General features: G+C 67.6%; 21 protein-coding genes. 17 read left to right on the forward strand and 4 right to left on the reverse strand.

Annotated features, from left to right (window positions below; all coding sequences use genetic code 11):
* The first annotated feature begins 4 nt into the window (after positions 1–4).
* From IFT87_RS20340 to IFT87_RS05565, 7 genes are all read left to right on the forward strand, one after another.
* Positions 5–802 carry an ImuA family protein gene (locus IFT87_RS20340; RefSeq protein WP_031440882.1) on the forward strand — a complete coding sequence of 266 codons (798 nt, stop codon included), beginning with the start codon at positions 5–7 and terminating at the stop codon, positions 800–802.
* Positions 771–2,276, forward strand: a complete 1,506-nt coding sequence (locus tag IFT87_RS05540) for a Y-family DNA polymerase (RefSeq protein WP_249403256.1) — start codon at positions 771–773, stop codon at positions 2,274–2,276. Before IFT87_RS20340 ends, IFT87_RS05540 begins: the two co-directional genes overlap by 32 nt.
* A 7-nt stretch (positions 2,277–2,283) precedes the next feature.
* The gene (locus IFT87_RS05545; protein ID WP_192007848.1) at positions 2,284–5,667 is read left to right on the forward strand and encodes an error-prone DNA polymerase; all 3,384 of its coding nucleotides are present in this window, start codon (positions 2,284–2,286) and stop codon (positions 5,665–5,667) included.
* Positions 5,668–5,755: 88 nt separating this feature from the next.
* Positions 5,756–6,652, forward strand: a complete 897-nt coding sequence (locus IFT87_RS05550; RefSeq protein ID WP_192008163.1) for a tetratricopeptide repeat protein — start codon at positions 5,756–5,758, stop codon at positions 6,650–6,652.
* On the forward strand, positions 6,649–7,251 hold the full coding sequence (locus tag IFT87_RS05555; protein ID WP_031395355.1) for an LON peptidase substrate-binding domain-containing protein: 603 nt from the start codon (positions 6,649–6,651) through the stop codon (positions 7,249–7,251). The genes IFT87_RS05550 and IFT87_RS05555 overlap by 4 nt, the downstream gene beginning before the upstream one ends.
* On the forward strand, positions 7,248–7,436 hold the full coding sequence (locus IFT87_RS05560) for a Trm112 family protein (RefSeq protein WP_031440886.1): 189 nt from the start codon (positions 7,248–7,250) through the stop codon (positions 7,434–7,436). The genes IFT87_RS05555 and IFT87_RS05560 overlap by 4 nt, the downstream gene beginning before the upstream one ends.
* Positions 7,436–8,068, forward strand: a complete 633-nt coding sequence (locus IFT87_RS05565; protein WP_037528593.1) for a DUF2238 domain-containing protein — start codon at positions 7,436–7,438, stop codon at positions 8,066–8,068. The genes IFT87_RS05560 and IFT87_RS05565 overlap by 1 nt, the downstream gene beginning before the upstream one ends.
* Here the strand turns inward: IFT87_RS05565 and IFT87_RS05570 are convergent.
* On the reverse strand, positions 8,050–9,264 hold the full coding sequence (locus IFT87_RS05570) for a UbiH/UbiF/VisC/COQ6 family ubiquinone biosynthesis hydroxylase (RefSeq protein WP_192007850.1): 1,215 nt from the start codon (positions 9,262–9,264) through the stop codon (positions 8,050–8,052). The genes IFT87_RS05565 and IFT87_RS05570 overlap by 19 nt on opposite strands.
* A gap of 143 nt (positions 9,265–9,407) precedes the next feature.
* Here IFT87_RS05570 and IFT87_RS05575 point away from each other — a divergent pair, with 143 nt between their 5' ends.
* The 5 genes from IFT87_RS05575 to IFT87_RS05595 all read left to right on the forward strand — a co-directional run bounded on the left by IFT87_RS05575 (position 9,408) and on the right by IFT87_RS05595 (position 15,160).
* Complete coding sequence (locus IFT87_RS05575) at positions 9,408–11,723, forward strand: DNA translocase FtsK (RefSeq protein WP_031440889.1); 2,316 nt, start codon at positions 9,408–9,410, stop codon at positions 11,721–11,723.
* A 211-nt stretch (positions 11,724–11,934) separates the two neighbouring features.
* The gene (locus IFT87_RS05580; protein ID WP_031395416.1) at positions 11,935–12,555 is read left to right on the forward strand and encodes a LolA family protein; all 621 of its coding nucleotides are present in this window, start codon (positions 11,935–11,937) and stop codon (positions 12,553–12,555) included.
* Between the two features lie 261 nt (positions 12,556–12,816).
* Positions 12,817–13,599 carry an exodeoxyribonuclease III gene (locus IFT87_RS05585; protein WP_037528589.1) on the forward strand — a complete coding sequence of 261 codons (783 nt, stop codon included), beginning with the start codon at positions 12,817–12,819 and terminating at the stop codon, positions 13,597–13,599.
* A complete protein-coding gene (gene ribA / locus IFT87_RS05590; protein WP_031440892.1) occupies positions 13,596–14,651 on the forward strand; it encodes a GTP cyclohydrolase II in 1,056 nt (351 codons plus the stop codon). The genes IFT87_RS05585 and ribA overlap by 4 nt, the downstream gene beginning before the upstream one ends.
* Entirely contained in the window at positions 14,648–15,160 is a 513-nt protein-coding gene (locus IFT87_RS05595) for a YdcF family protein (protein WP_051916637.1), read from the forward strand. The genes ribA and IFT87_RS05595 overlap by 4 nt, the downstream gene beginning before the upstream one ends.
* Here the strand turns inward: IFT87_RS05595 and IFT87_RS05600 are convergent.
* Both IFT87_RS05600 and IFT87_RS05605 read right to left on the reverse strand, forming a co-directional pair.
* Positions 15,157–15,840, reverse strand: a complete 684-nt coding sequence (locus tag IFT87_RS05600) for an HAD family hydrolase (protein ID WP_031440893.1) — start codon at positions 15,838–15,840, stop codon at positions 15,157–15,159. The genes IFT87_RS05595 and IFT87_RS05600 overlap by 4 nt on opposite strands.
* On the reverse strand, positions 15,837–16,535 hold the full coding sequence (locus IFT87_RS05605; RefSeq protein WP_235188386.1) for a YggS family pyridoxal phosphate-dependent enzyme: 699 nt from the start codon (positions 16,533–16,535) through the stop codon (positions 15,837–15,839). Before IFT87_RS05605 ends, IFT87_RS05600 begins: the two co-directional genes overlap by 4 nt.
* A 22-nt stretch (positions 16,536–16,557) precedes the next feature.
* Between IFT87_RS05605 and IFT87_RS05610 the strand changes: the two genes are divergently transcribed.
* The gene (locus tag IFT87_RS05610) at positions 16,558–17,070 is read left to right on the forward strand and encodes a thiamine phosphate synthase (RefSeq protein WP_031440895.1); all 513 of its coding nucleotides are present in this window, start codon (positions 16,558–16,560) and stop codon (positions 17,068–17,070) included.
* A 43-nt stretch (positions 17,071–17,113) separates the two neighbouring features.
* Here the strand turns inward: IFT87_RS05610 and IFT87_RS05615 are convergent, their stop codons facing one another.
* On the reverse strand, positions 17,114–17,824 hold the full coding sequence (locus IFT87_RS05615; RefSeq protein ID WP_234387526.1) for a hypothetical protein: 711 nt from the start codon (positions 17,822–17,824) through the stop codon (positions 17,114–17,116).
* A 247-nt stretch (positions 17,825–18,071) separates the two neighbouring features.
* Between IFT87_RS05615 and IFT87_RS05620 the strand changes: the two genes are divergently transcribed.
* From IFT87_RS05620 to holA, 4 genes are read left to right on the forward strand one after another with little or no spacing between them, the layout of a single operon-like run.
* Positions 18,072–18,503, forward strand: coding sequence for a DUF3576 domain-containing protein (locus IFT87_RS05620; protein ID WP_031396163.1), 432 nt, complete (start codon positions 18,072–18,074; stop codon positions 18,501–18,503).
* 10 nt (positions 18,504–18,513) lie between these two features.
* On the forward strand, positions 18,514–21,027 hold the full coding sequence (gene leuS, locus IFT87_RS05625; RefSeq protein WP_192007852.1) for a leucine--tRNA ligase: 2,514 nt from the start codon (positions 18,514–18,516) through the stop codon (positions 21,025–21,027).
* Complete coding sequence (lptE, locus tag IFT87_RS05630) at positions 21,024–21,542, forward strand: LPS assembly lipoprotein LptE (protein ID WP_037528585.1); 519 nt, start codon at positions 21,024–21,026, stop codon at positions 21,540–21,542. Before leuS ends, lptE begins: the two co-directional genes overlap by 4 nt.
* The gene (holA, locus tag IFT87_RS05635; protein WP_192007854.1) at positions 21,539–22,558 is read left to right on the forward strand and encodes a DNA polymerase III subunit delta; all 1,020 of its coding nucleotides are present in this window, start codon (positions 21,539–21,541) and stop codon (positions 22,556–22,558) included. The genes lptE and holA overlap by 4 nt, the downstream gene beginning before the upstream one ends.

Here is a 22,558-nt window from a genome sequence, read left to right on the forward strand (position 1 = left end):
AATTGTGAACGACTCGACCGCCCTGATCGCCCGCCTCAAGCGGATCGCGACGACCGGCCTGCCATCGCAGCGCGATGGCCGGGCGGTCGAGGCCTGGATGACCGAGGGCATGGCCAAGGCGCAGCTGCACGAGATCTTCGCGTCAGTCGACGATTCGGCAAGCGCCGCGGGTTTCGCGGTCGCGACAACTCTGGCCGCGCGAGCGGTGCCGTTATTGTGGCTGCGCACCGAGGCGAGCGAACGCCAGGGCGGGCGACTCCACGCAAACGGTCTGGTGGAAATGGGTCTCGACGTCTCGTCGCTGGTCCTCGCGCTGGTCGATGACGAGGCCAGCCTGTTGCGCACCGCCGCGGATGCCGCACGATGCCAGGGGCTGGGAACGCTGGTCATCGAATCCTGGGGTCGGGCGGCGAGCATCGATCTGACGGCGACGCGTCGGCTGATGCTGGCCGCCGAAACCTCGGGCGTGACCATACTCAGCCTCAGGATCGATGCGGCCCCCGTGCCCAGCGCCGCTGCGACGCGCTGGCAGGTGACATCGTGCCGGTCGCAACCGCTGGACGCGGACGCCCCGGGCAAGCCGGCCTTCGATATCGAATTGCTGCGTCGACGCGGAGGCCAGGCCGGCCTGCGCTGGCGCGTGGAGTGGAATCGTGACGCGTATGACTTCGAACAAGCCCTCCCCCAACCCGACATTGAAACCAGCATCGATACCGCGCCGCTATCTGGCGCTGGTATTCCCATGGTTGCCGATCGAGCGGCTGCGGACGATGCGCCCCCATCTGTTCGTCGGACGGGCTGAGGCACCGATCGCGTTCGTCGAGTCGGTTGCGGGCGGGGTACGGCTCAAGTCGCTCGACCGCGAAGCGCTTCGCGCCGGGCTCGAACCCGGGCTGACGCTTGCCGATGCGCGGGCACGCGTACCCGGACTCGAAACCTATCAGCATGATCCGCATGCCGATCACGAATGGCTCGAGCGGCTGGCGGACGGATGTCAGCGCTATACCCCGTCGGTCGCGCTCGATGCCCCGGACGGGTTGATCCTCGACATCGCCGGCTGCGTCCATGAATTCGAGGGTGAGCGCCGGCTTGCCGCCGATCTTGAGGAACGGCTGGCCCGCCGCGGCCTGCTGGTGCGACATGCCTTTGGCGACACGCCGGATACCGCGCGGGCGCTCGCGCGGTTCGCAGGGGCGCCTGCCCCCGACGAACGCCGCGCGGTGAAGCGCCTGCCGGTCGCAGCACTCGGCCTCGACGACGATGCGACGACCGCCTTGTCGCGCGCCGGGTTGAAGACGGTGGGCGACGTGATGGCACGCCCGCTCAGCGTGATCGCGGCGCGATTCGGCGAAGACGCCGCGATGATGATCCGCAGGCTCGACGGAACAGTGAAAGGGCCGATCGTGCCGCGGCAGACGATCGCACGGATCGGCGTCGAACGCCGCTTTGCCGAGCCGATCGCGCGCACCGACTATGCGCTCGAGATCCTGTCCGAGCTTGCGACCGAGGCCGGGATCCAGCTCGCCGAACGCCATGAGGGTGGCAGGCGCTGGGAGGCGCGGCTGTTTCGCGCCGATGGGCTAGTCCAGCGGTTGCGGATCGAGACGGGTCAGCCGACCCGCGACGTCGCCGTGCTGATGCGGCTGTTCCGCGAGCGGATCGACAGTCTCGCTGATCCGCTCGACCCCGGCTTCGGCTATGATCTGATCCGCCTCGACATCGCGCTCGCTGAACGGCTGGATGCGACTCAGCTGAAGCTGGAGGGCGGGCAGAAGGGAGACGGTCAGGACCGGGACGGCCAGAACCGGAACGTGGCGCAACTCGTCGACCAGCTCGGCACGCGGCTCGGTCGGGCACGGGTAAGGCGGTTCGCGGCGCGCGACAGCCATATCCCCGAACAGGCCGAACTGATGCTGCCGGCGGCGGACGCCGCCGCGGTCAGTGCGCGCCCGGCACCGTGGGCCGCCCCCGAATCGGGCGAACCGCCGCTGCGCCCGATCTATCTGTTCGATCCGCCGCACCCGATCGAATCGATGATGGCCGAGGTTCCGGACGGTCCGCCGCACCGGTTCCGCTGGCGCCGCACCGTCCACGACGTCGCGCATAGCGAGGGGCCCGAACGGATCGCGGGCGAGTGGTGGCGGCGTCAGGACATTCCGACGCGCGATTACTACCGGGTCGAGGATCGCCGCGGCAGGCGCTTCTGGATCTTCCGGCACGGCCTGTATTCGGAGGTCGAGACACCGCGCTGGTATCTCCACGGCGTCTTCGCATGACCGCGCCGTGACCGCCTTTGCCGATCCCGCCTTTGCCGAACTCGTTGCGGCGACCAATTTCTCGTTCCTCGACGGCGCGAGCGATGCCGGAACCATGGTCGGTCGCGCGGTCGAGCTGGGCCTTGGCGGCATCGGCATCGCCGATCGCAATACCGTCGCCGGCGTGGTCCGCGCGCACCAGGCGCTGAAGAAGGCCAAAGACGGACTGCTGGGGATGATGCTGCCGCCGATCGACTTCCGGCTGATCGTCGGGGCGCGGCTGGTGTTCGAGGACGGGACCCCCGACATCGTCGCCTATCCCTCGACCCGGCGTGGCTGGGGGCGACTGACCCGCTTGCTCACCGTCGGCAACCGACGTGCCGAAAAAGGCGGCTGCATCCTCGGGCTCGGCGACCTGATCGCGCATCATGCCGACATGATGCTCGTGGTGATGCCCGAGAGCAGCTCGCGTGGCGCAACGGCCGTCTCGCCGCTGCCCGACGGTGACACGCTGCCCGAACGCCGCGACCGCGACCTGTCGAGCGTCCTCCACGCGGTGAAGCGGCTGGGGGCGGACTGTGTCTGGCTCGGCGTGACGATGCCGCGCGGCGGACGCGATCGGCGGCGGCTGGCACGGCTGGCGCGGCTCGCCGACGCCGCGGGCATACCCGTGCTCGCGACCACCGACGCGCTTTATGCCTATCCCGACGACCGCGACCTGCACGACATCGTCACCTGCATCCGCGAAGGGACCAGCATCCACAAGGCCGGTCGCCTGCTCGCCGCCAATGGCGAACGCCATCTGAAGGACACAGACGAGATGGCGCGGCTGTTCCGCGATCGTCCCGATGCGGTGGGGCAAAGCACCCGCCTGATGGCGCGGATCGCGTTCTCGCTCGACGACCTGCGCTACGAATATCCGCATGAGCCTGTCCCGCCGGGATGGGAGGCGCAGGACTGGCTCGAACATCTCGTCTGGCAGACCGCGCTCGAGCGCTATGACGACCGCGTACCCGACAGGATGCTGGCGCTGCTCCATGAGGAGTTCACGCTGATCCGCGAGAAGAACTATGCCTATTACTTCCTGACCGTCTCCGACATCGTCCGGTTTGCGCGCAGCTGCGACCCGCCAATCCTGTGTCAGGGCCGCGGTTCGGCGGCCAATTCCGTGGTCTGCTATCTGCTCGGCGTCACCTCGGTCGATCCGATGAAATACGACCTGCTCTTCTCGCGCTTCGTGTCCAGCGAACGCGACGAGCCCCCCGATATCGACGTCGATTTCGAGCACGAACGGCGCGAGGAGGTGATGCAGTATATCTATCGCCGCTATGGTCGCGACCGCGCGGCGATCGCCGCGACGGTCATCCATTATCGCCCCAAGAGCACGGTGCGCGAGGTCGGCAAGGCGCTGGGCCTGACCGAAGACGTGACACAGAAACTGACGAGCACGGTCTGGGGCAGTTTTTCGAGCCGGTTCGACGAACGCCGCTTCACCGAAACCGGGTTCGATCCCGACAATCCGGAGATCGCGCGGCTTCGCGAGATGGTCGACCGGCTGCTCGAATTCCCGCGGCATCTGTCACAGCATGTCGGCGGGTTCGTGCTGACGCAGGGACGGCTCGACGAAATGGTGCCGATCCACAACGGCGCGATGGCCGACCGCACCTTTATCGAATGGGACAAGGACGATATCGACGCGCTGGGGCTGATGAAGGTCGATATCCTTGCGCTCGGCATGCTGACCTGCATCCGCAAGAGCTTCGACCTGATGCGCGAGCATGGCCACGGCGATCACCTGCTCGACACGATCGCCGTCGCCGAGGACGATCGTGTCTATGACATGCTGTGCAGGGGCGACAGCATCGGCGTGTTCCAGGTCGAAAGCCGCGCGCAGATCAACATGCTGCCGCGCCTGCGTCCGCGCAAACTCTATGATCTGGTCGTACAGGTCGCGATCGTCCGCCCCGGACCGATCGAGGGCGACATGGTCCATCCCTATCTCCGCCGCCGCAGCGGCAAGGAGAAGGTCGACTTCCCCTCGCCCCACCCGCGTTTCGGCCCGCCCGACGAACTCCAGCAGCTGCTCCGCTTCACCTATGGCGTGCCGCTGTTCCAGGAACAGGCGATGAAGCTGGCGATCGTCGCGGCCGGGTTCACGCCGGGCGAGGCGAACCAGTTGCGCAAGTCGATGGCGACGTTCCGAAAGGTCGGCGGCATGGATAACTTCCAGGCCAAGCTGATCGGCGGCATGGTTCGCCGTGGCTATGAGGCGGAGTTCGCCGAACGCTGTTTCAAACAGATCGAGGGGTTCGGATCCTACGGCTTTCCCGAAAGCCATGCGCTGTCGTTCGCGCGGCTGGTCTATGTTTCGTCTTGGATCAAATGCTTCCACCCCGCCGTGTTCACCTGCGCGCTGCTCAATTCGCAGCCCATGGGGTTCTACGCCCCGGCACAGCTGGTGCGCGACGCGGTCGAACACGGGGTGACCGTGCTGCCCGTCGACGTGAATGCGAGCCTGTGGGACAATGGCCTCGAAGCCGGTACCACGGCCGGGCAGGAGGCGTTGCGCCTCGGCTTTCGGCAGGTCGACGGGTTCCGCGCGGAATGGGCGCACAATCTCGTCGCGGCGCGCACGCTCGCGCGGTTCACCGGGATCGAGGACCTTGCCCGCCGCGCCGACCTGCCGCAGCGCGCGATGAACCTGCTCGCTGATGCGGATGCGTTCCGCTCGCTCGCCAAGGACCGCCGCGAGGCGCTGTGGGACGTCCGCCGCACCCCGCCCAGGCAGCTCGCGCTGTTCGCCGCCGCCGATGTGCCCGAGCTGGGCGTCGAACCCGATGCGCAGCTTCCCGCGATGCCCTTGTCCGAACAGGTCGCCGCCGATTACCAGACGACCGGCCTGTCGCTGAAGGCGCATCCGATGGCGTTCCTGCGCGATCGCTTCGCCGCCGAGGGGATCCTGTCGAGCGCGCAGGCCTGTGCCACCAGGGACAGCCGGCGCGCCAGGGTCGCGGGCATCGTCCTCGTCCGCCAGCGCCCGGGTAAGGGCAATGCGATCTTCGTGACGATCGAGGACGAGACCGGCGTCACCAACGGGCTGATCTGGGCGCGCGATTTCGAGGCGAACCGCCGCGCGGTGATGGCCTCGCGGCTGATGGTTCTCGAAGGGGTGATCCAGCGCAGCGAGGAGGGTGTCACGCATCTGATCGCATCGCGCGTCCAGGATCGTAGCGCGATGCTCCGGTTCCTGTCCGAGGACCACGCACTCGATGCGCCATTGTGCCGCGCGGATGAAGTGGTCCGCTCCGTCCCGACGCGCAGTCCGGATCCACGGACGTCGCTGTCGCAACCCTCGCGCGCGCAGCATCCCCGCGACGTGCGTGTCCTGCCCAAGTCGCGCGACTTCCATTGAGAGTGTCGGTAAGATGGTGGCAATCACCGCGCCGCCGCCCCAGATAGCGCACAGTTCAATACGGGAGTGTATGTTGGCCACGCTTGGAATGTCGCCTGCCGAGAAGGACGCCGTCGAGGCGTTCCGTCGCGATGTCGTCGAACCGTCGATGACGAAACTCGTGATCATCGACTTCTGGGCGGAATGGTGCGGGCCGTGCAAGGCGCTCGGGCCGACGCTCGAAAAGGTCGCCGCCGATTATGCGGACAAGGGCGTCGTGCTGGCGAAGGTCGATACCGACAAGAACCAGTTCATTGCCGCGCAATTCCAGATCAAGTCGATCCCGACCGTCTATGCGATGTACCAGGGACAGCTGGTCGCCGACATGACCAGCGCACGCACCGATTCACAGCTGCGCGTAATCCTCGATCAGTTGCTCAAGCAGCTGCCGATCGAAGCGGAGGCCAATACCGCCGCCCCCGACATCGAACCACTGATCGCGATGGGTGAGGCGGTCCTTGCCGAGGGAGACGGGGAACGCGCGCTTGGCATCTTCCGCCAGATCGCCGACATGGCGCCCGAGCACCCCGCGGTCCATGCCGGCTTCGTCCGCGCGCTCGTCCTGACCGGGCAGCTTGACGAGGCGTCGGACTGGCTTGCGAACCTGGACCCTGCGATCGCCAAGGATCCGGCGATCCACCGCGCGCAGGCCGCGCTGGCGCTGGCCCAGTCCGCGCCGCCGGTCGCCGACCTGTCGCCACTGATCGCCGCGGTCGAGGCAGCACCAGACGACTTGGCCGCACGCTTCGCGCTCGCCAACGGCCAGATGGCGGCGAACGACCGCGATGCCGCGGCAGACAGCTTCCTCGCCATCATCGCCGCGGATCGCGACTGGAACGAGAGCGCCGCGCGGACGCAGCTGCTGAAATTGTTCGAGGTGGTGGGCCTCGAGGATCCCTGGGTCTCTGGACAGCGGCGGCGCCTGTCTGCGATCCTGTTCGGATGACGACCCGGCTCTCCATCTTCCCCCTGCCCGGCGCGCTGCTGTTCCCGGGCATGCAGTTGCCGCTGCACCTGTTCGAGCCGCGCTATCGGGCAATGATCAGCGACGCGATGGCGCGCGACCGGCGGATCGGCATGATCCAGCCGCGCGGTGATGATGGAGAGCTCTACGCACTGGGCTGCGTCGGCAAGATCGCCGAGGTCGAGGCGCTCGAGGACGGACGGTACAATGTCGTCCTCGAGGGCGTCGCGATGTTCCGCATCGTCCGCGAACTTGATGTCACCACACCCTTCCGCCAGGTCGAGGCCGAACTGCTGCCGGTGATCGAGGACGACACGCTGTCGCTCGGCCGGCGCTCGTCGCTCGAACTCGAATCGCGTCGCTTTGCCGACGTGCAGGGCTATGCGGTCGACTGGGACGCGGTCGCGCGGCTCGACGACGAGAGTCTGGTCAACGGCATCGCGCAGATCGCCCCGTTCGATTCCGCCGCCAAGCAGGCGCTGCTCGAGGCCCCCGACATCGAAACGCGCGCCGAGCTGATCATCCAGCTGATGCAGTTTTTCGGGCGACACGACGGCGACGAACAGGTGACGCTGCAATGAGCGGGCTCGATCCCTGGCTGCTCGAACGCCTCGTCTGTCCGGTGTCGCGCACGCCCCTGCGCTACGACGAAGCCGCGCAGGAGCTGATCTCCGATGCCGCCGGGCTCGCCTATCCGGTCCGCGACGGCGTGCCGGTGATGCTGGTCGAAGAGGCGCGGCCAATCGATGGTGCTGCAACCGCCTGATGGCGAAACCAGACCGCCGCCTCGTCATCCTGGGGGCGGCCTGGAGCGTCGGGCTCGCGGCATCGGGATGGTCGCCCTTTGATCGCGCCACCTGGTGGATGGAGGTGGCGCCCGTCCTGATCGCCTTTCCGATCCTGGTGGCGCTGCGTCACCGGTTCGCCTTCACCCCTCTGGCGCTGTCCCTGATCGCGTTTCATGGCTTCGTGCTGATGCTGGGTGGCGCCTATAGCTATGCCCGCGTCCCGGCCGGTTTCATGGTGCAGGACTGGCTGCATCTCGCGCGCAATCCCTATGACCGGTTCGGTCACCTGATCCAGGGATTCGTCCCCGCGATCGTGCTGCGCGAACTGTTGATCCGGGGTCGGCATATCGCCTCGCCACGGCTGCTGACCATCACCGTCCTCGCCTATTGCCTCGCCATCAGCGCGCTGTACGAACTGATCGAATTCGGTGCGGCGGTTTCGCTCGGCGAGGGCGCAGACGCGTTTCTCGGGACGCAGGGCGACCCCTGGGATACGCAGTGGGACATGCTGATGTGCCTGGTCGGCGCCGCGCTCGCCGTCATGCTGCTGTCCCGCCCGCACGATCGCCAGATCGCGCGGACGGGCGATGGTCAGATCGTCAGACCCTGAAGCAGCTTGGGCAGGTCGCCGCTCTCACCCCGCGCCTCTGCCATGAAGCGATCCTTGAGCGGCGGTAGCGCGTTGACCGCGCTGATGCCGAAGCGGCGCACCGCACTCGCGGTCTTGCCGGGCATGCCGAACAGCCGGGTCAGCGTGTCGGTCGCGGCCGCGGTCATGAACGTGTCGAGCCCGCGCCAGCGCTGATAGCGCGCGAGCAGCGCCGCATCGCCGAGGTCGAGGCCGAGGCGTTTGCCCTCGACCAGGACTTCGGCCAGCGTCGCCACGTCGCGAAAGCCGAGATTGAGCCCTTGTCCAGCGATCGGGTGGATGCCGTGCGCCGCATCGCCGACCAGCGCGAGCCGCGTGTCGGTAATGCGCGCCGCGTGCTGAAAGCCGAGCGGATAGGAGGAGCGCGGCGTCAGCTTCGACAGCTCGCCGAGAAAGCCGCCCATGCGCTTGCTCGCCTCGGCGAGGAACGCGCGGTCACCCATCTTGAGCATCCCTGCGGCGTTTTTCGTGTCGACCGTCCACACGATAGCGGAGCGATGCCCCTCCGCATCGTCGGGCAGCGGCAGCAGCGCAAACGGGCCGCTGGCGTAGAAGATCTCGTAGGCGACATCCTCATGCGAGCGTTCGTGATGAAAGGCGGCGATGATCGCGGTGTGATCATAGGACCAGTGCGCCATCGTGATCCCGGCCGCCTCGCGCGTCGGCGACTTGCGCCCCTCGGCGACAACGACCAGCGGCGCGCGGACCACCGCGCCCGAATCGAGCGTCGCGGTCACCCCCGCGGCGCTGCGGTCGAGATCGGTCGCGCGCGTCATCATCCGCAGGTCGACATGCGCCGCCGCGCTCGCGGCATCGAACAGCGTGTGACGGAGCAGCTTGTTCTCGTACATCGTGCCCAGCGCGCCGTCGTCCGCGGCGGGGACGAAATCGAGCTTGCCCGGTTCCAGCCCGTCGCTGACGCGAATCTGGCGGATCGCGCAGCCCTGCCCCGCCAGCGTCGCGCCGACGCCGATCGCATCGAGCATCCGCTGGCTCGCGCTCGCGACGGCCGAAGCCCGGCCATCGAAGCCCGGCGCCAGCGTGACCGCGGGGTCCGCCGGATCGATCACGATCGTCGAGATGCCGTGCACGTCGAGCGCCACGGCGAGCGTCGCACCGACCAGCCCGCCACCGAGGATGAGTACATCTGTGTCCATGATGCCGCTCTATCCCGCCCGCCCGCCGCTGCCAACGTCGATCCGGGGTCGCTTTAACCCGTGTTGTCGCGTGCTCGCCTTGACGTCGGACCCGCCCGGCGCGATGAAAAGTCGGATTTTCGCACATTGAAGGATTTGAGGTCATGGCCAGCCGCGCGCAGCCAGCCTTATGGCGTGAGACGGTAAAGGCGGGGGCGGTGCGCAGCGGCGCGCTGATCGCCGCGATCGCGCTGTTCGTCGCGACGTTGCTGATGGCGCTGGCGCTGGCCAGCTATCATGCCAGCGATCCGGCGCTGAACACCGCGTCGGGCGGCTATCCGGCCAACCTGATCGGCCCGCCGGGCGCGTGGTTCGCCGATATCGCGCTGTCGCTGTTCGGCCCCGCCGTCGCGCTGCTGCTGCCGGTCGGGCCGATCCTTGCGATGCGGCTGTGGCGCGACCTGCCGGTCGGACGCTGGGCGCGGATGCTGCGCGGTGCGACTCTCGGCGTTGCGCTGATGGCCAGCGCGCTCGCCTTCGTGTCCGACGCGTCGGTGCTCGCACTTCCCGCAGGCTGGGGTGGCATCATCGGCCTGTCGGTCGCCAATGCGGTGCATTGGGGTCTTGGTTTCCTGGGCCAGCCGGTCGCCGAACTCTGGTCGGCGCGCGCCGTCGGGCTCGTCGCCGCGATCGCGGGGGCGATCGTCTGGGGCAAGAGCATCGAGATCGATCTGGGCGAGCGCAAGTGGCGCTTCCGGCGCAACCGGATCCCGGCGCTCGGCTATGATGACGGGGCCGACGGCTATGTCGGTGGGCCTGACGACGAGGACGAGCCGCTGACGCTGACGCGCAAGCCCGTCGAGCCGCGCGCGATCGCCGAACCCGATCCACGCCCCGCGCCCGTCATCGCCGACCGCCAGAACGCGCCGTCGCAGGCGAAACCCAAGGAACGCCAGCTCGACCTGCGCGACAATTACACGCTGCCGAGCGTCGACCTGCTGACGCCGTCGCCGCCGAGCCAGGGCAATGTCGTCGACAAGGCCGGGCTCGAACGCAACGCGCGGCTGCTGGAGAACGTGCTCGACGATTTCCACGTCAAGGGATCGATCATCGAGGTGCGGCCGGGGCCGGTCGTGACGATGTACGAGCTCGAACCCGCGCCCGGCATCAAGGCGAGCCGCGTGATCGCGCTGGCCGACGACATCGCGCGCAACATGTCGGCGATCTCCGCACGCGTCGCGGTGATCCCGGGACGCAATGTGATCGGCATCGAACTGCCCAATGCGCGGCGCGAGGCGGTCTCGCTCCACGAGCTCGTCGGCAGCCAGACGTTCGAGGATCAGGCCGCGCAGCTGCCGATCATCCTGGGCAAGAACATCGCGGGCGATTCGGTGATCGCCGATCTCGCGCCGATGCCGCATCTGCTGGTCGCCGGGACGACAGGCTCGGGCAAGTCGGTCGGGCTCAACAGCATGATCCTGTCGCTGCTGTACAAGCTGACGCCGAACCAGTGCCGGATGATCATGATCGATCCGAAGATGCTCGAACTGAGCATGTATGACGACATCCCGCATCTGCTGTCGCCGGTCGTGACCGATCCCGCCAAGGCGGTGCGCGCGCTGAAATGGGCGGTTGAGACGATGGAGGATCGCTATCGCCAGATGTCCTCCGTCGGCGTGCGCAGCCTCGCGGGCTTCAACGACAAGGTGCGCGGTGCCAAGGCCAAGGGGCAACCCCTGGGTCGGAAGGTGCAGACCGGCTATCACCCCGACACCGGCGCGCCGATGTACGAGGAGGAGAAGCTCGAATATGACGTGTTGCCGCAGATCGTGGTGATCGTCGACGAGCTGGCCGATCTGATGATGACCGCGGGCAAGGAGGTCGAATTCCTCATCCAGCGATTGGCGCAGAAGGCGCGCGCGGCGGGCATCCACCTGATCATGGCGACGCAGCGGCCGTCGGTCGACGTGATCACCGGCGTCATCAAGGCAAACCTGCCGACGCGCATCAGCTTCCATGTCACGTCGAAGATCGATTCGCGCACCATTCTCGGCGAACAGGGCGCCGAACAGCTGCTGGGCAAGGGCGACATGCTCTACATGCCCGGCGGCAAGGGCATCGTCCGCGTCCACGGGCCGTTCGTCAGCGATGACGAGGTCCGGCTGGTGGCGGATCACTGGCGGTCGCAGGGCCTGCCCGATTACATCTCGTCGGTAACCGAGGAGCCCGAGGACGGCTTCACGCTCGAAGGCTCCCCGACCGGCGAGGATTCGGCGGAGGACCAGCAATATCGCAACGCCATCCAGCTGGTCTGCGAATCGCAAAAGGCGTCGACCTCGTGGCTGCAGCGGCAGTTGCGGATCGGCTACAACTCGGCCGCCCGGTTGATCGAGCGGATGGAAAAGGACGGCATCGTCGGCCGGCCCGATCATGTCGGACGCCGCGAGGTCCTGCGCGATACCGAAGGGCATGCGATCTGAGGGGTTGAGGGGGGGCGTCCAGCACACCCCTGCCCGTCATCCCAGCGAAGGCTGCGATCCAGAGCCCCAAGACCCGGCCTATGCGGCGCTGGATCCCGGGTCAGGCCCAGGATGACGGAGGCTCTGGCGGCGATGACCCGATCCTCACGCATCCCAGTTCACAACCCGTTCAAGCCGGGCCCGGCATTGCCCGGCGTCCAAGGAGATTTCGATGTTCAACACCCGCCCCGCGGTGATCGCGACGATCGCCGCCCTCTCGGTCGCCGCCGTGCCGTCGCCGATCGCCGCACAGGCGACCGGCGACCTCGCCGCCGTCCAGAAGCACCTGCAATCGGTCACGACGATGACCGCCGACTTTTCGCAGGCGGATCGCAACGGCAAGGTGCTGACCGGCGTGCTGACGCTCAAGAAGCCGGGCAAGCTGCGGTTTCAATATGAGAAGGGCGTGCCGATCCTGATCGTCGCCGAGGGCGGCGCACTGACCTTCATCGACTATTCGGTGAAGCAGGTGCAGCGCTGGCCGATCAAGAATTCGCCGCTCGGCGTGCTGCTCGACCCCAGTCGCGACATCACGCGCTATGCCAAGCTGGTCCCCGGCTATGACAACCGCGTCGTCTCGGTCGAGGCGAACGACCCCAAGCATCCTGAATATGGCCGCATCACTTTGGTGTTCGCACGCGATGCCGCCGCCCCCGGCGGGCTGATGCTGCAGGGCTGGGTCGCACTCGACAGCCAGAACAACCGGACCACCATCCGCCTGTCCAAGCAGAAGTTCGGCGGACCGGTCAGCGACAACACCTTCCGGTGGAACGACCCGCGCCGGACCCGGTAAGTCTGGTCACCTCCTGAAAATGAACGGCATTGTCGTTTCATTCATCCCGGCGACAGGTTCCTGGCGCTAGGGGCTGAGTCGCGGATGTGGGGCATTCGGGATTTTTCCCCCTGTTGCCCGGATGGTGTCCCCATTGTCTGCCTGCGTGACGAACGCTGAGTCGGCCCTCGCTCCACGCCCCCGGAGCGGGGGTCTTTTCGTTGATCGGCACGCCGCCGCGCGATCCTTGTCGCCACCCCCACGCGGCGCTACATCGCACGCGTGAAAATCGTCTCCTGGAACATCAACTCGGTCCGCTTCCGGATCGCCATCGTCGAGCAGTTTCTGAAGGAAGCCGCGCCCGACATCCTGTGCCTCCAGGAAACCAAGGTCGTCGACGACGACTTCCCCTTCGATACGTTCCGCGCGCTCGGCTATGAGCATATCGTGCTTCACGGCCAGCGCATGCATCACGGCGTCGCGATCCTGAGCAAGGTGCCGATCGTCGCCGACGACCGGTTTGACTGGCAGGCGAACAGCGAAGCCCGCCACGTCGGCGTGCGCCTGGAAAACGGCGTGCGGCTGGAGAATGTCTATATTCCCGCTGGCGGCGACGTGCCCGACCGCGACGCCAATCCGAAATTCGGCCAGAAGCTCGACTTTCTGGAGCGGATGACGCGCTGGTCGGAAACGCTAAGCGGCCCGACGATCCTGGTCGGCGATTTCAACATCGCGCCGCTTGAGGCGGACGTCTGGAGCCACAAGCAGCTGCTCGACGTCGTCAGCCATACGCCGGTCGAGGTCGAGGCGCTGGCCCGGCTCCAGGCAGCGGGAAACTGGGTCGATCTCGGCCGCCGCTTCCATCCCGCCCCTGCGCGGCTGTTCACCTGGTGGAGCTACCGCGCGAAGGACTGGGCGACGTCCGATCGCGGGCGGCGGCTCGATCACATGTGGGCGACGGGCGCGGCCGCGGAGGCCGCGATCGCGCATCACGTCTTCGAGCCGTGCCGCAGCTGGCTCAAGCCCTCCGACCATATCCCGATCCTGACCGAGTTCGCCTTTTGAGCGATCGCCCCAATCCGCGCGCCGCGGCCCGCGCGGTCGATGCCCTGCGCCGCGGCTGGCCGATCGCGATCGACGGACTGACGTTGCTCGCGGTCGAGACGGCGGACGCGGACCGGCTCGCGGCATTCGATCCACCGGCGACCGGCGGCGTGCTGATCTCGTCTGGACGGGCGGTGACGCTGAAGCTCGCCAATCAGCTCGAGGCGGCCGACCCGACCGCCCCCGTCCTGGTCGATCGCGCGCCCTGGATCGATTTTCCTGCCGCGACCGCGCTTGCCGACCCGCAGTTCGACCTCGCGACGCCGCTCAAGGGTCCGTTCCGCACCCTGCCCGTCCCGCATCCCGACGCAGCCGCGGCGGCGTTGCGGCTCGCACGGATCGCCGGGCTGTTGCCCGCCTTCTTCCTGGGCAGCGGCGCGCCCGAGGCGATCGCGACCGCCGCCGATATCGATGCGCATGAGGATGCGACCCGGCTCGTCATCGCGACCCGCGCACGCTTGCCGGTCGAGGGCGCGGAGGATGCCGAGATCGTCGCCTTCCGCTCGCCGGAAAGCGCCGATGAACACATCGCCCTCCTGATCGGGCAGCCGAACGGCGATGCCCCGCTCGTCCGGCTGCACAGCGAGTGCCTGACCGGTGACGTGCTCGGCAGCCTCAAATGCGACTGCGGGCCGCAGCTCCACGCCGCGATCCACGCGATCCGGCACAGCGGCTGGGGCATATTGCTCTATCTGCGTCAGGAGGGGCGCGGCATCGGCCTGGTCAACAAGCTGCGCGCCTATGCGCTGCAGGATCAGGGGTTCGACACGGTCGACGCCAATACCCGGCTGGGCTTCGCGATCGATGCACGCGATTTCGGCGTTGCCGCGCGGATGCTGAGCCTGCTCGGCCAGAACCGGGTCCGGCTGCTCACCAACAATCCGGCCAAGGTCGCCGGGCTCGAGGCGACTGGTGTGACGGTGGCGGAGCGCGTCCCCCATGCGCTGCCCGCCAATCCGCACAATGCCCGCTATCTCGCGACCAAGCGCGACCGCACCGGACATCAGCTTTGATCGATATACCTCCCTCGCGGCGGCTGATCGTCGTGTTCGGCGCCGCGGTGCGTGCGGATGGCAGCCCGAGCCCGACGCTCGAGCGACGGATCGCGTTCGCGGCAGCGGCGGCAGCGCGCTATACCGAGGCGGACCTGTTCTGTTCGGGCGCGATCGGCCGTCATGGTCCGTCGGAGGCGTCGGTGATGGCCGACCGGCTGGCCGAAACGGTCGATCGGTCGCGGATCCACCTCGACGAAGCCAGTCTCGATACACTGCAGAGCGTGGTCGCAGCGACCCGGTTCGCCCGCGCGGGGCAGTATGCCCAGTGCATGATCTGCACCGACGGCTATCACCAGCCGCGCATCCGCATGTTGTTCGCGATGCTGGGGATGCCCGCCAGCGCGATCCACGTCCCGCATGGCGGCAGCCGCCGCTACCAGATCAAGATGCGCGCACGCGAGGCTGCGGCGATCCCCTATGACCTGGTGGCGGGCGTCGGCGCGATCCTGCGCAGGCGGCGGGCCTAGGCCCCCTCTCGCAGGACGCGCGCCACCGCCTCGAAATCGTCGGCCAGCGCATCGACGCCGATCGCCTTCAGCCGCGCGCCGTGGTCCGGCCCGCAATGCGACCCCGCGGACAGTCCGATGACATAGCCGCCCGAGGCCACCGCGCCGGTCGCGCCGACCGGCGAATCCTCGAGGATCGCGGTCCGGCCGATATCGACGCCCAGCCGTTCGGCACCATACAGATAGAGATCAGGCGCAGGTTTGCCGTTCGTGACATGCTCGCGGCCGCTGTAGAGATGATCGCCGAACGCGTCGCGCAGGCCGATATGGTCGAGGTGCCGCGCGATCCAGCGGGTCGGGCTCGACGAGACGATCGCCTTGGGCAGATCGGCCGGCAAGGCGCGCACGAAGGCGACCGCACCCGCGATCGCATCGATACCGGCGGCCATCACGCGGTCGTCCTCCGCCTTGCGCGCCGCGTAGAACGCCTCGGGCAGCGGCCGGTCGATCCAGCGCTCGATCGCGTCGACGAACTGCGGCCCGGCAAGCCCCATGAAGTTCGCCATCGACTCCTCCGCGGTGATCGGATGCCCTGCCGCGGTCAGCCATTCGGCGATATGGCGGTTGCCGAGCGCCTCGCTGTCGATCAGCACCCCGTCGAAATCGAACAGCAGCGCGTCGAACCGGACCGCGCCGGTCATGCGCGATGCCCCCGCGCGCCGAACAGCGCGCTGCCGATCCGGACATGCGTCGCGCCGATCGTCACCGCGGTCTCGAAGTCGTCGGACATGCCCATGCTCAGCCCCGACAGCCCGCAATCGCGCGCAAGCTTTGCCAGCAGCGCGAAATAGGGCGCAGGCTCGACGTCGGCGGGAGGCAGGCACATCAGCCCCGCAACCGGGAGGTCGGCCGCGCGGGCCGCGTCGAGCAGCGCGGGCAGGTCGGCGATCGCACAGCCGCCCTTTTGCGGCTCATCACCGATATTCACCTGGAGATAGCAGTCGGGGCGCCGCCCGCTCTCGCGCATCGCCTTGCCGAGCGCCGTGACCAGCGACGGACGATCGACGACATGGATGCAGTCGAACAACGCGACGGCATCCGCCGCCTTGTTCGACTGCAACTGCCCGATCAGGTGCAGGACGACGTCGGGGTATCGCGCCTTGAGCGATGGCCATTTGTCCGCCGCTTCCTGGACGCGATTCTCGCCGAATATCCGCTGACCCTGTTCGAGCAGGGGTTCGATCGCCGCCGCCGGATGCGTCTTCGACACCGCGATCAAGGCGACGTCCTCGGGCTTGCGACCGGCAATCTCGGCAGCCTTGGCAATCCGCGCGCGGATCTCGGCCAGGCGCTGCGCGCGGTCGGTTTCGTCGGTCATGCCGTTCGTGTCTGTCATGCGGGGCGCTATAGGCAGCAAGATGCCGCACCGAAACCCCGTCCCGCGCCTCTGGCTGATGACCGACGAGCGGATGGGCGATGCACTATGGCATGCGCTGCAGCGTATTCCGCCCGGATCGGGGGTCGTGATCCGCCATTATCAGACGCCCCCGGCGCAGCGTCGGGCGCTGGCGCTGCGCATCCGCCGCATCGCGCAGGCACGACGGCTGGTGGTGGTCGCGCGGCCCGGATTTGCCGGGATCGACGGCGTGCATGGCGCCGGCCGCGGTGGGAGCTTGCGGACCTGGCCCGCGCATGATCGGCGCGAGGCGATGCTCGGCGCGCGGGCCGGTGCCGACGCGCTGTTCGTGTCGCCGATCTATCCGACGCGGTCGCATCCGGGGGCGCCAGCGATCGGTCCCGCGGCTGCTATGCGGGTTGCGCGCGGGCTCGGCCTGCCGATCATCGCGCTGGGCGGCATGACCGCCGCACGGTGGCGGCGACTCAGGATGCTGGGCTTTCACGGCTGGGCCGCGATCGATGCGTGGACGTGATGGGGGCAATTCGCGGCTCACCGCCGGTCATGCTGCGCCCGGATCAGAAGCGGAAGGCAGTCCCGAGATAGACAGCTTGGCTGTCGCGACGATCGTCCTCGAGCCGAACGAACCGCTCACGGTCCGACCGATAGCGGACGCCCGCGGTCACATCGATGTTGCGCGTAAGCGAATAGGATCCGCCGAGATCGACAGAATAGCTCGGCGCATCCTCGACGAGACGCGGCGTATTGGCGAGCGGACGATCCGCCGCAGCCTTGACGCTGCCCGTGAACCGCTTGCCCGCATAGCTGACCGCGACATCGGCGGAGCTGCGACTGCCCGGCATCCCGGCCAGATCGACGCGTGCCAGATCGCCCGACACCGCAAACCGCTTCCAGCCGACCGACATGCCCAGATTATACGCGATCGGCGCCAATCCGACGGTCGGCGCGGTGCTGGTCGCGAGACGCGTGGTATCGATACCACGGTTAGTCTGCGCGCGGACAGCGACGGTGACGGCACGATTGTCGCGACGCGTTTCGGCCGGGGTGAAGCGGAAGCTGCCGGCATCGAAGCCGCCGCGCGCGAACAGCGCCGCAAGCCGGGGATCCGCCGCCGATGGGGTGAAGCCGCCCGTGCCCCGCACCGACAGCGCCGGGCGCTTGGCGATGCGGACCTGCTGTTCGGAGGCGCCGAACGCGGGCGCGACGAAGACCGCAGCGGCAGCAGCCACTCCGGCGAACATCCCGACCATCACGCGCTTGGCGACCAAAACAACAACTCCCTGCGAATCTTTTATAGACGAATCTTGTTACGATTCCTTCGCTGAACGGCAGCTAACACAGATCGATCCCCGTCAGCTATCCGCACCTAATGATTATCCAAAGGTGTTGCATCAGACACACAGAACAGGTCGAACGTCTCGGTTGCCGGACGAATTGCAGTCGCCCACCCCATCCTTGCGGGTAGCAGGCCCGCCCTGTAGAGGCTGACGACGATCTATTGCCAGGATGATGCCGATGTTCCGCCCGCGTACCGCCCTCGTGGTTCTCGCCGCTCTGCCGCTGGTTGCGTGCGGCGGCGGCAGCGCCCGTCCCAAGGCCGATCTGGCCGCGTCGAAGATCACCACGATCGGCGTCAACAGCTATCTCTGGCGCGCGACGCTCGACACGCTGAGCTTCATGCCGCTGCTTCAGACCGACTCCAATGGCGGCGTCATCGTCACCGACTGGTACGTCAACCCGCAGACCCCGGCCGAGCGGATGAAGGTAACGGTATCGATCCTCGACCAGGATCTGCGTGCCGATGCCGTCCGCGTCGCGGCGCTGCGCGAGATCAACCGCAACGGCCAGTGGGTGTCCGCACCCGTCCAGGCCGCGACCACGCAGAAGCTCGAGGATATCATCCTGACCAAGGCCCGCGACCTGCGTCGCGCCTCGATCGCGGGCTGAGGACGACATCATGGCGTCGCGTTTCAATGCGTTGAAGGCGGACGCGGCGTGGCAGAAGGTCTGGGACGAACGCAACACGTTCGCCGCCGACGACTCTTCGACCAAGCCGCGCTCGTACGTGCTCGAGATGTTCCCCTATCCGTCGGGGCGCATCCACATGGGGCATGTCCGCAACTATACGATGGGGGACGTGCTCGCGCGCTTCCGTCGGATGAAGGGCATGGAAGTGCTACATCCGATGGGCTGGGACGCGTTCGGCATGCCCGCCGAGAACGCGGCGATGGAAAAGGGCGTGCATCCGGGCAACTGGACGCGCGCCAACATCGCGACGATGAAGGCGCAGCTGAAGCGCCTCGGCTTCGCGCTCGATTGGACGCGCGAGCTGGCGACGTGCGAGCCTGACTATTACGGGCACGAGCAGGCGCTGTTCCTCGACCTGTTCGCGGCAGGGCTGGTCTACCGCAAGGAATCCGCGGTCAACTGGGATCCGGTCGACATGACCGTGCTCGCCAACGAGCAGGTGATCGACGGGCGCGGCTGGCGCTCGGGCGCGCTGGTCGAGCGGCGCAAGCTGTCGCAGTGGTTCCTGAAGATTACCGACTTCGCCGACGAGCTGGTCGACGGCCTCGGCGCGCTCGAACATTGGCCTGACAAGGTCAAGCTGATGCAGGAGAACTGGATCGGCCGCAGCCAGGGCCTGCAGTTCAAGTTCGCGCTGGCGGGCAATGCGACCGGCATCGACTCCGTCGAGGTGTTCACGACTCGTCCCGACACGATGTTCGGGTCGAGCTTCGTCGCGGTCGCTGCGGATCATCCGATCGCGCGCGCGATCGCCGAGACAGACCCCGATGCGGCTGCGTTCATCGAACTCTGCAAGCGTGGCGGCACCACCGCGGCCGAACTCGACACGCAGGAGAAGCTGGGCTTCGACACCGGGATCCGCGCGACGCATCCGCTCGATAAGACGTGGGAACTACCCGTCTACATCGCGAACTTCGTGCTGATGGAATATGGTACGGGCGCGGTGTTCGGCGTGCCCGCGCACGACCAGCGCGACCTAGATTTCGCGCGCAAATACGATCTGCCCGTCAAGCGCGTCGTCTCCGAAGGCGATGACGAGGCCCCCGTGTTCGTCGGCGACACCGCCTGGACGGGCGCCGGCAATCTCGTGAACTCGCACTTCCTCGACGGGATGGACATAGAGGACGCCAAGCGGACCGTGATCGAGCGCGCCGAGGGCGAAGGCTGGGGCAAGGGCACGACCGTGTTCCGCCTGCGCGACTGGGGCGTCAGCCGCCAGCGTTACTGGGGCACGCCGATCCCGATCATCCACTGCGATGCGTGCGGTGCGGTGCCGGTACCCAAGGACCAGTTGCCTATCGTGCTGCCCGAGGACGTCAGCTTCGATATTCCCGGCAACCCGCTCGATCGTCATCCAACCTGGAAGCATGTCCCCTGCCCTAGCTGCGGCGGGAATGCGCGACGCGAGACCGACACGCTCGACACGTTTGTCGATTCATCGTGGTATTTCATCCGCTTCGCCAGCCAGCCGGACGCCAAGCCGTTCGACCGGACGGGCGCGGAGAAGTGGCTGCCGGTCAACCAGTATATTGGCGGCGTCGAGCATGCGATCCTGCATCTGCTCTACGCCCGCTTCTGGACGCGCGCGCTGAAGCATATCGGCATGCTCGACATCGCCGAGCCGTTTGCCGGGCTGTTCACGCAGGGCATGGTCACGCACGAAACGTACAAGTCCGCGGACGGCCGTTGGCTCGGCCCCGACGACGTGCGCGACGGCATCGAAATCGCGACGGGTGACGCGATCACCGTCGGTCGTGTCGAGAAGATGTCGAAGTCGAAGAAGAACACCGTCGATCCCGAGCCGATCGTCGACCAGTATGGCGCCGACGCGGTGCGCTGGTTCGTGCTCTCCGACTCGCCGCCCGAGCGCGACCTTCCCTGGAGTGAATCGGGTATCGAAGGCGCGTGGCGGTTCGTCCAGCGTCTCTGGCGCCTGATCGAGGCCGATGGTGCCGCCAAGGCCGAGGGTGACGACATCGCGTTGCGCAAGCTCTGCCACCGGACGACAGTGGGTATCGAGAGCGATATCAATGGCTTGCAGTTCAACAAGGCGGTCGCACGGCTCTACAGCCTGTGCAGCGCAATCGAGAAGGCACCGCAGTCCGCCGACCGCGAACAGGCGATCCGTACGTTGCTGCTGCTCGTCAGCCCGATGGTGCCGCACGTTGCCGAGGAAGCCTGGGCGACCGCCGGTAACGATGGCCTGATCGCCGACGCTGTGTGGCCTGCGGTCGATCCGGCGCTGCTGGTCGATGACGAGGTCACCATCGCGGTGCAGGTCAACGGCAAGCTGCGTGATACGCTCGTCTTCCCCAAGGGCGCGCCGAAGGACGAGGTCGAGGCGGCCGCGCTGGCCTCCGACAAGATCGTCCGCCTGCTCGAGGGCAAGCCGCCCCGGAAAGTGATCGTCGTGCCCGACCGCCTCGTGAACATCGTCGCATGACGCGGTACGCGCTTCTTGCCGGAGCCCTGCTGCTCTCGACCAGCCTGGCGGGTTGCGGGCTGCATCCGCTCTACTCGGGCGGCAGCAGCGGCGCGGTTGCCGGCACGCTCGGCGAGGTCGAGATCACGCCGATCGAGGGCAAGTCCGGGTGGCTGATGGCGACAGCGCTGCGCGACCGGTTGCCGTCGAACGGCGCGGCACCGCTGTATCGGATCGACATCCGGCTCGAGGACCAGATCAACGGCCTCGGCGTGCGGCGCGACGACAGCGTCTCGCGCGAACGCCGAATCCTGCGCGCGCGCTATCAGCTCGTCCGGATCGGCGACGGTACCGTCCTGCTCGACGCGACGGCGGGATCCGACGCCGGCATCGATGTCGTCCGGTCCGAATATGCGACGATCGCAGCCGAGAATACCGCGCTCGAACGTCTGTCGGGCATCGTCGCGGATCAGATCGTCGCGCGGATCGCGCTCTATGCGCAGCGGACCCCGCCGGCCCCCACGCCGGCCCCGTGAAGGCCAGCGCCAACCAGATCCGCGCCGCGTTGGCCCGGCCCGGCCCCGATATCCGTCTCTATCTCCTCCACGGCCCTGACGAGGCCGGCGCAAGCGACCTCGCCCGCACACTCGCCAAAGCGATGGGGCCGGACGCCGAGCGCGTCGATCTGGATGGCGCACAGCTCAGATCCGATCCCTCGCGGCTTGCCGACGAGGCGGCCGCCCTGTCGCTCTTCGCCACCGCGCGTCACGTCCGCGTCGCGTCGGCGGGCGAGGAGAGCCTCGATGCGTTCACCACGCTGTTGAACGCCGATCGCGCGGGCAACCCGGTCGTTGCGATCGCGCCCAGCGTCAAGACAAGTGCGAAGATCGTCAAGCTCGCGCTCGAATCGCCGCGTGCGATGGCGTTCGCCTGCTACGCGCCTACGGCCGCCGATGCAGAGCGGCTCGCCAGCACGATGGCGGGCGAGCAGGGCCTGCGCCCTGCCCCCGGCGTCGCGCGCCGCCTCGTCGAAACCACCGGTGGCGACCGTGCGGTCATCGCGCGCGAGATCGACAAGCTCGCGCTGTATCTCGACGCGAGCCCCGAACGACCGCATGATCTCGACCACGCTGCGCTCGATGCGATCGGCGCAGACCTCGGCGAGGCGGAGATGGGTCAGGCGATCGACGCGGCGATCGAGGGGCGTGTCGCCGATCTCGGGACCGAACTCGCGCGGCTGGAAGAAGCCGGTACCTCGCCGATCCCGTGGCTGCGGCAGCTCGTCCGCAGGCTGATCGCGCTCGCCGAGATGCGCGGCGAAATCGATCGCGCCGAAGCGGTCGATGTCGTCATGAAGCGCCACCGCGTCTTCTTCCGCGACGAGGCACAGACCGCCAAGTCGCTCCGCCGCTGGTCGCCGGTGATGCTCGCTACGGCCATCGCCCGAGTCCGCACCGCCGAACGTGCGATCATGGCCCCATGCAATCCCGGCGGGGTCGTCGCGGATGCCGCCATCGTCGCCCTTGCCCAAGCGATCGCACGCAGAAACTAA

This window comes from Sphingomonas sp. CFBP 8765 (genome assembly GCF_014841445.1).
Classification (GTDB): Bacteria; Pseudomonadota; Alphaproteobacteria; order Sphingomonadales; family Sphingomonadaceae; genus Sphingomonas; species Sphingomonas aerolata.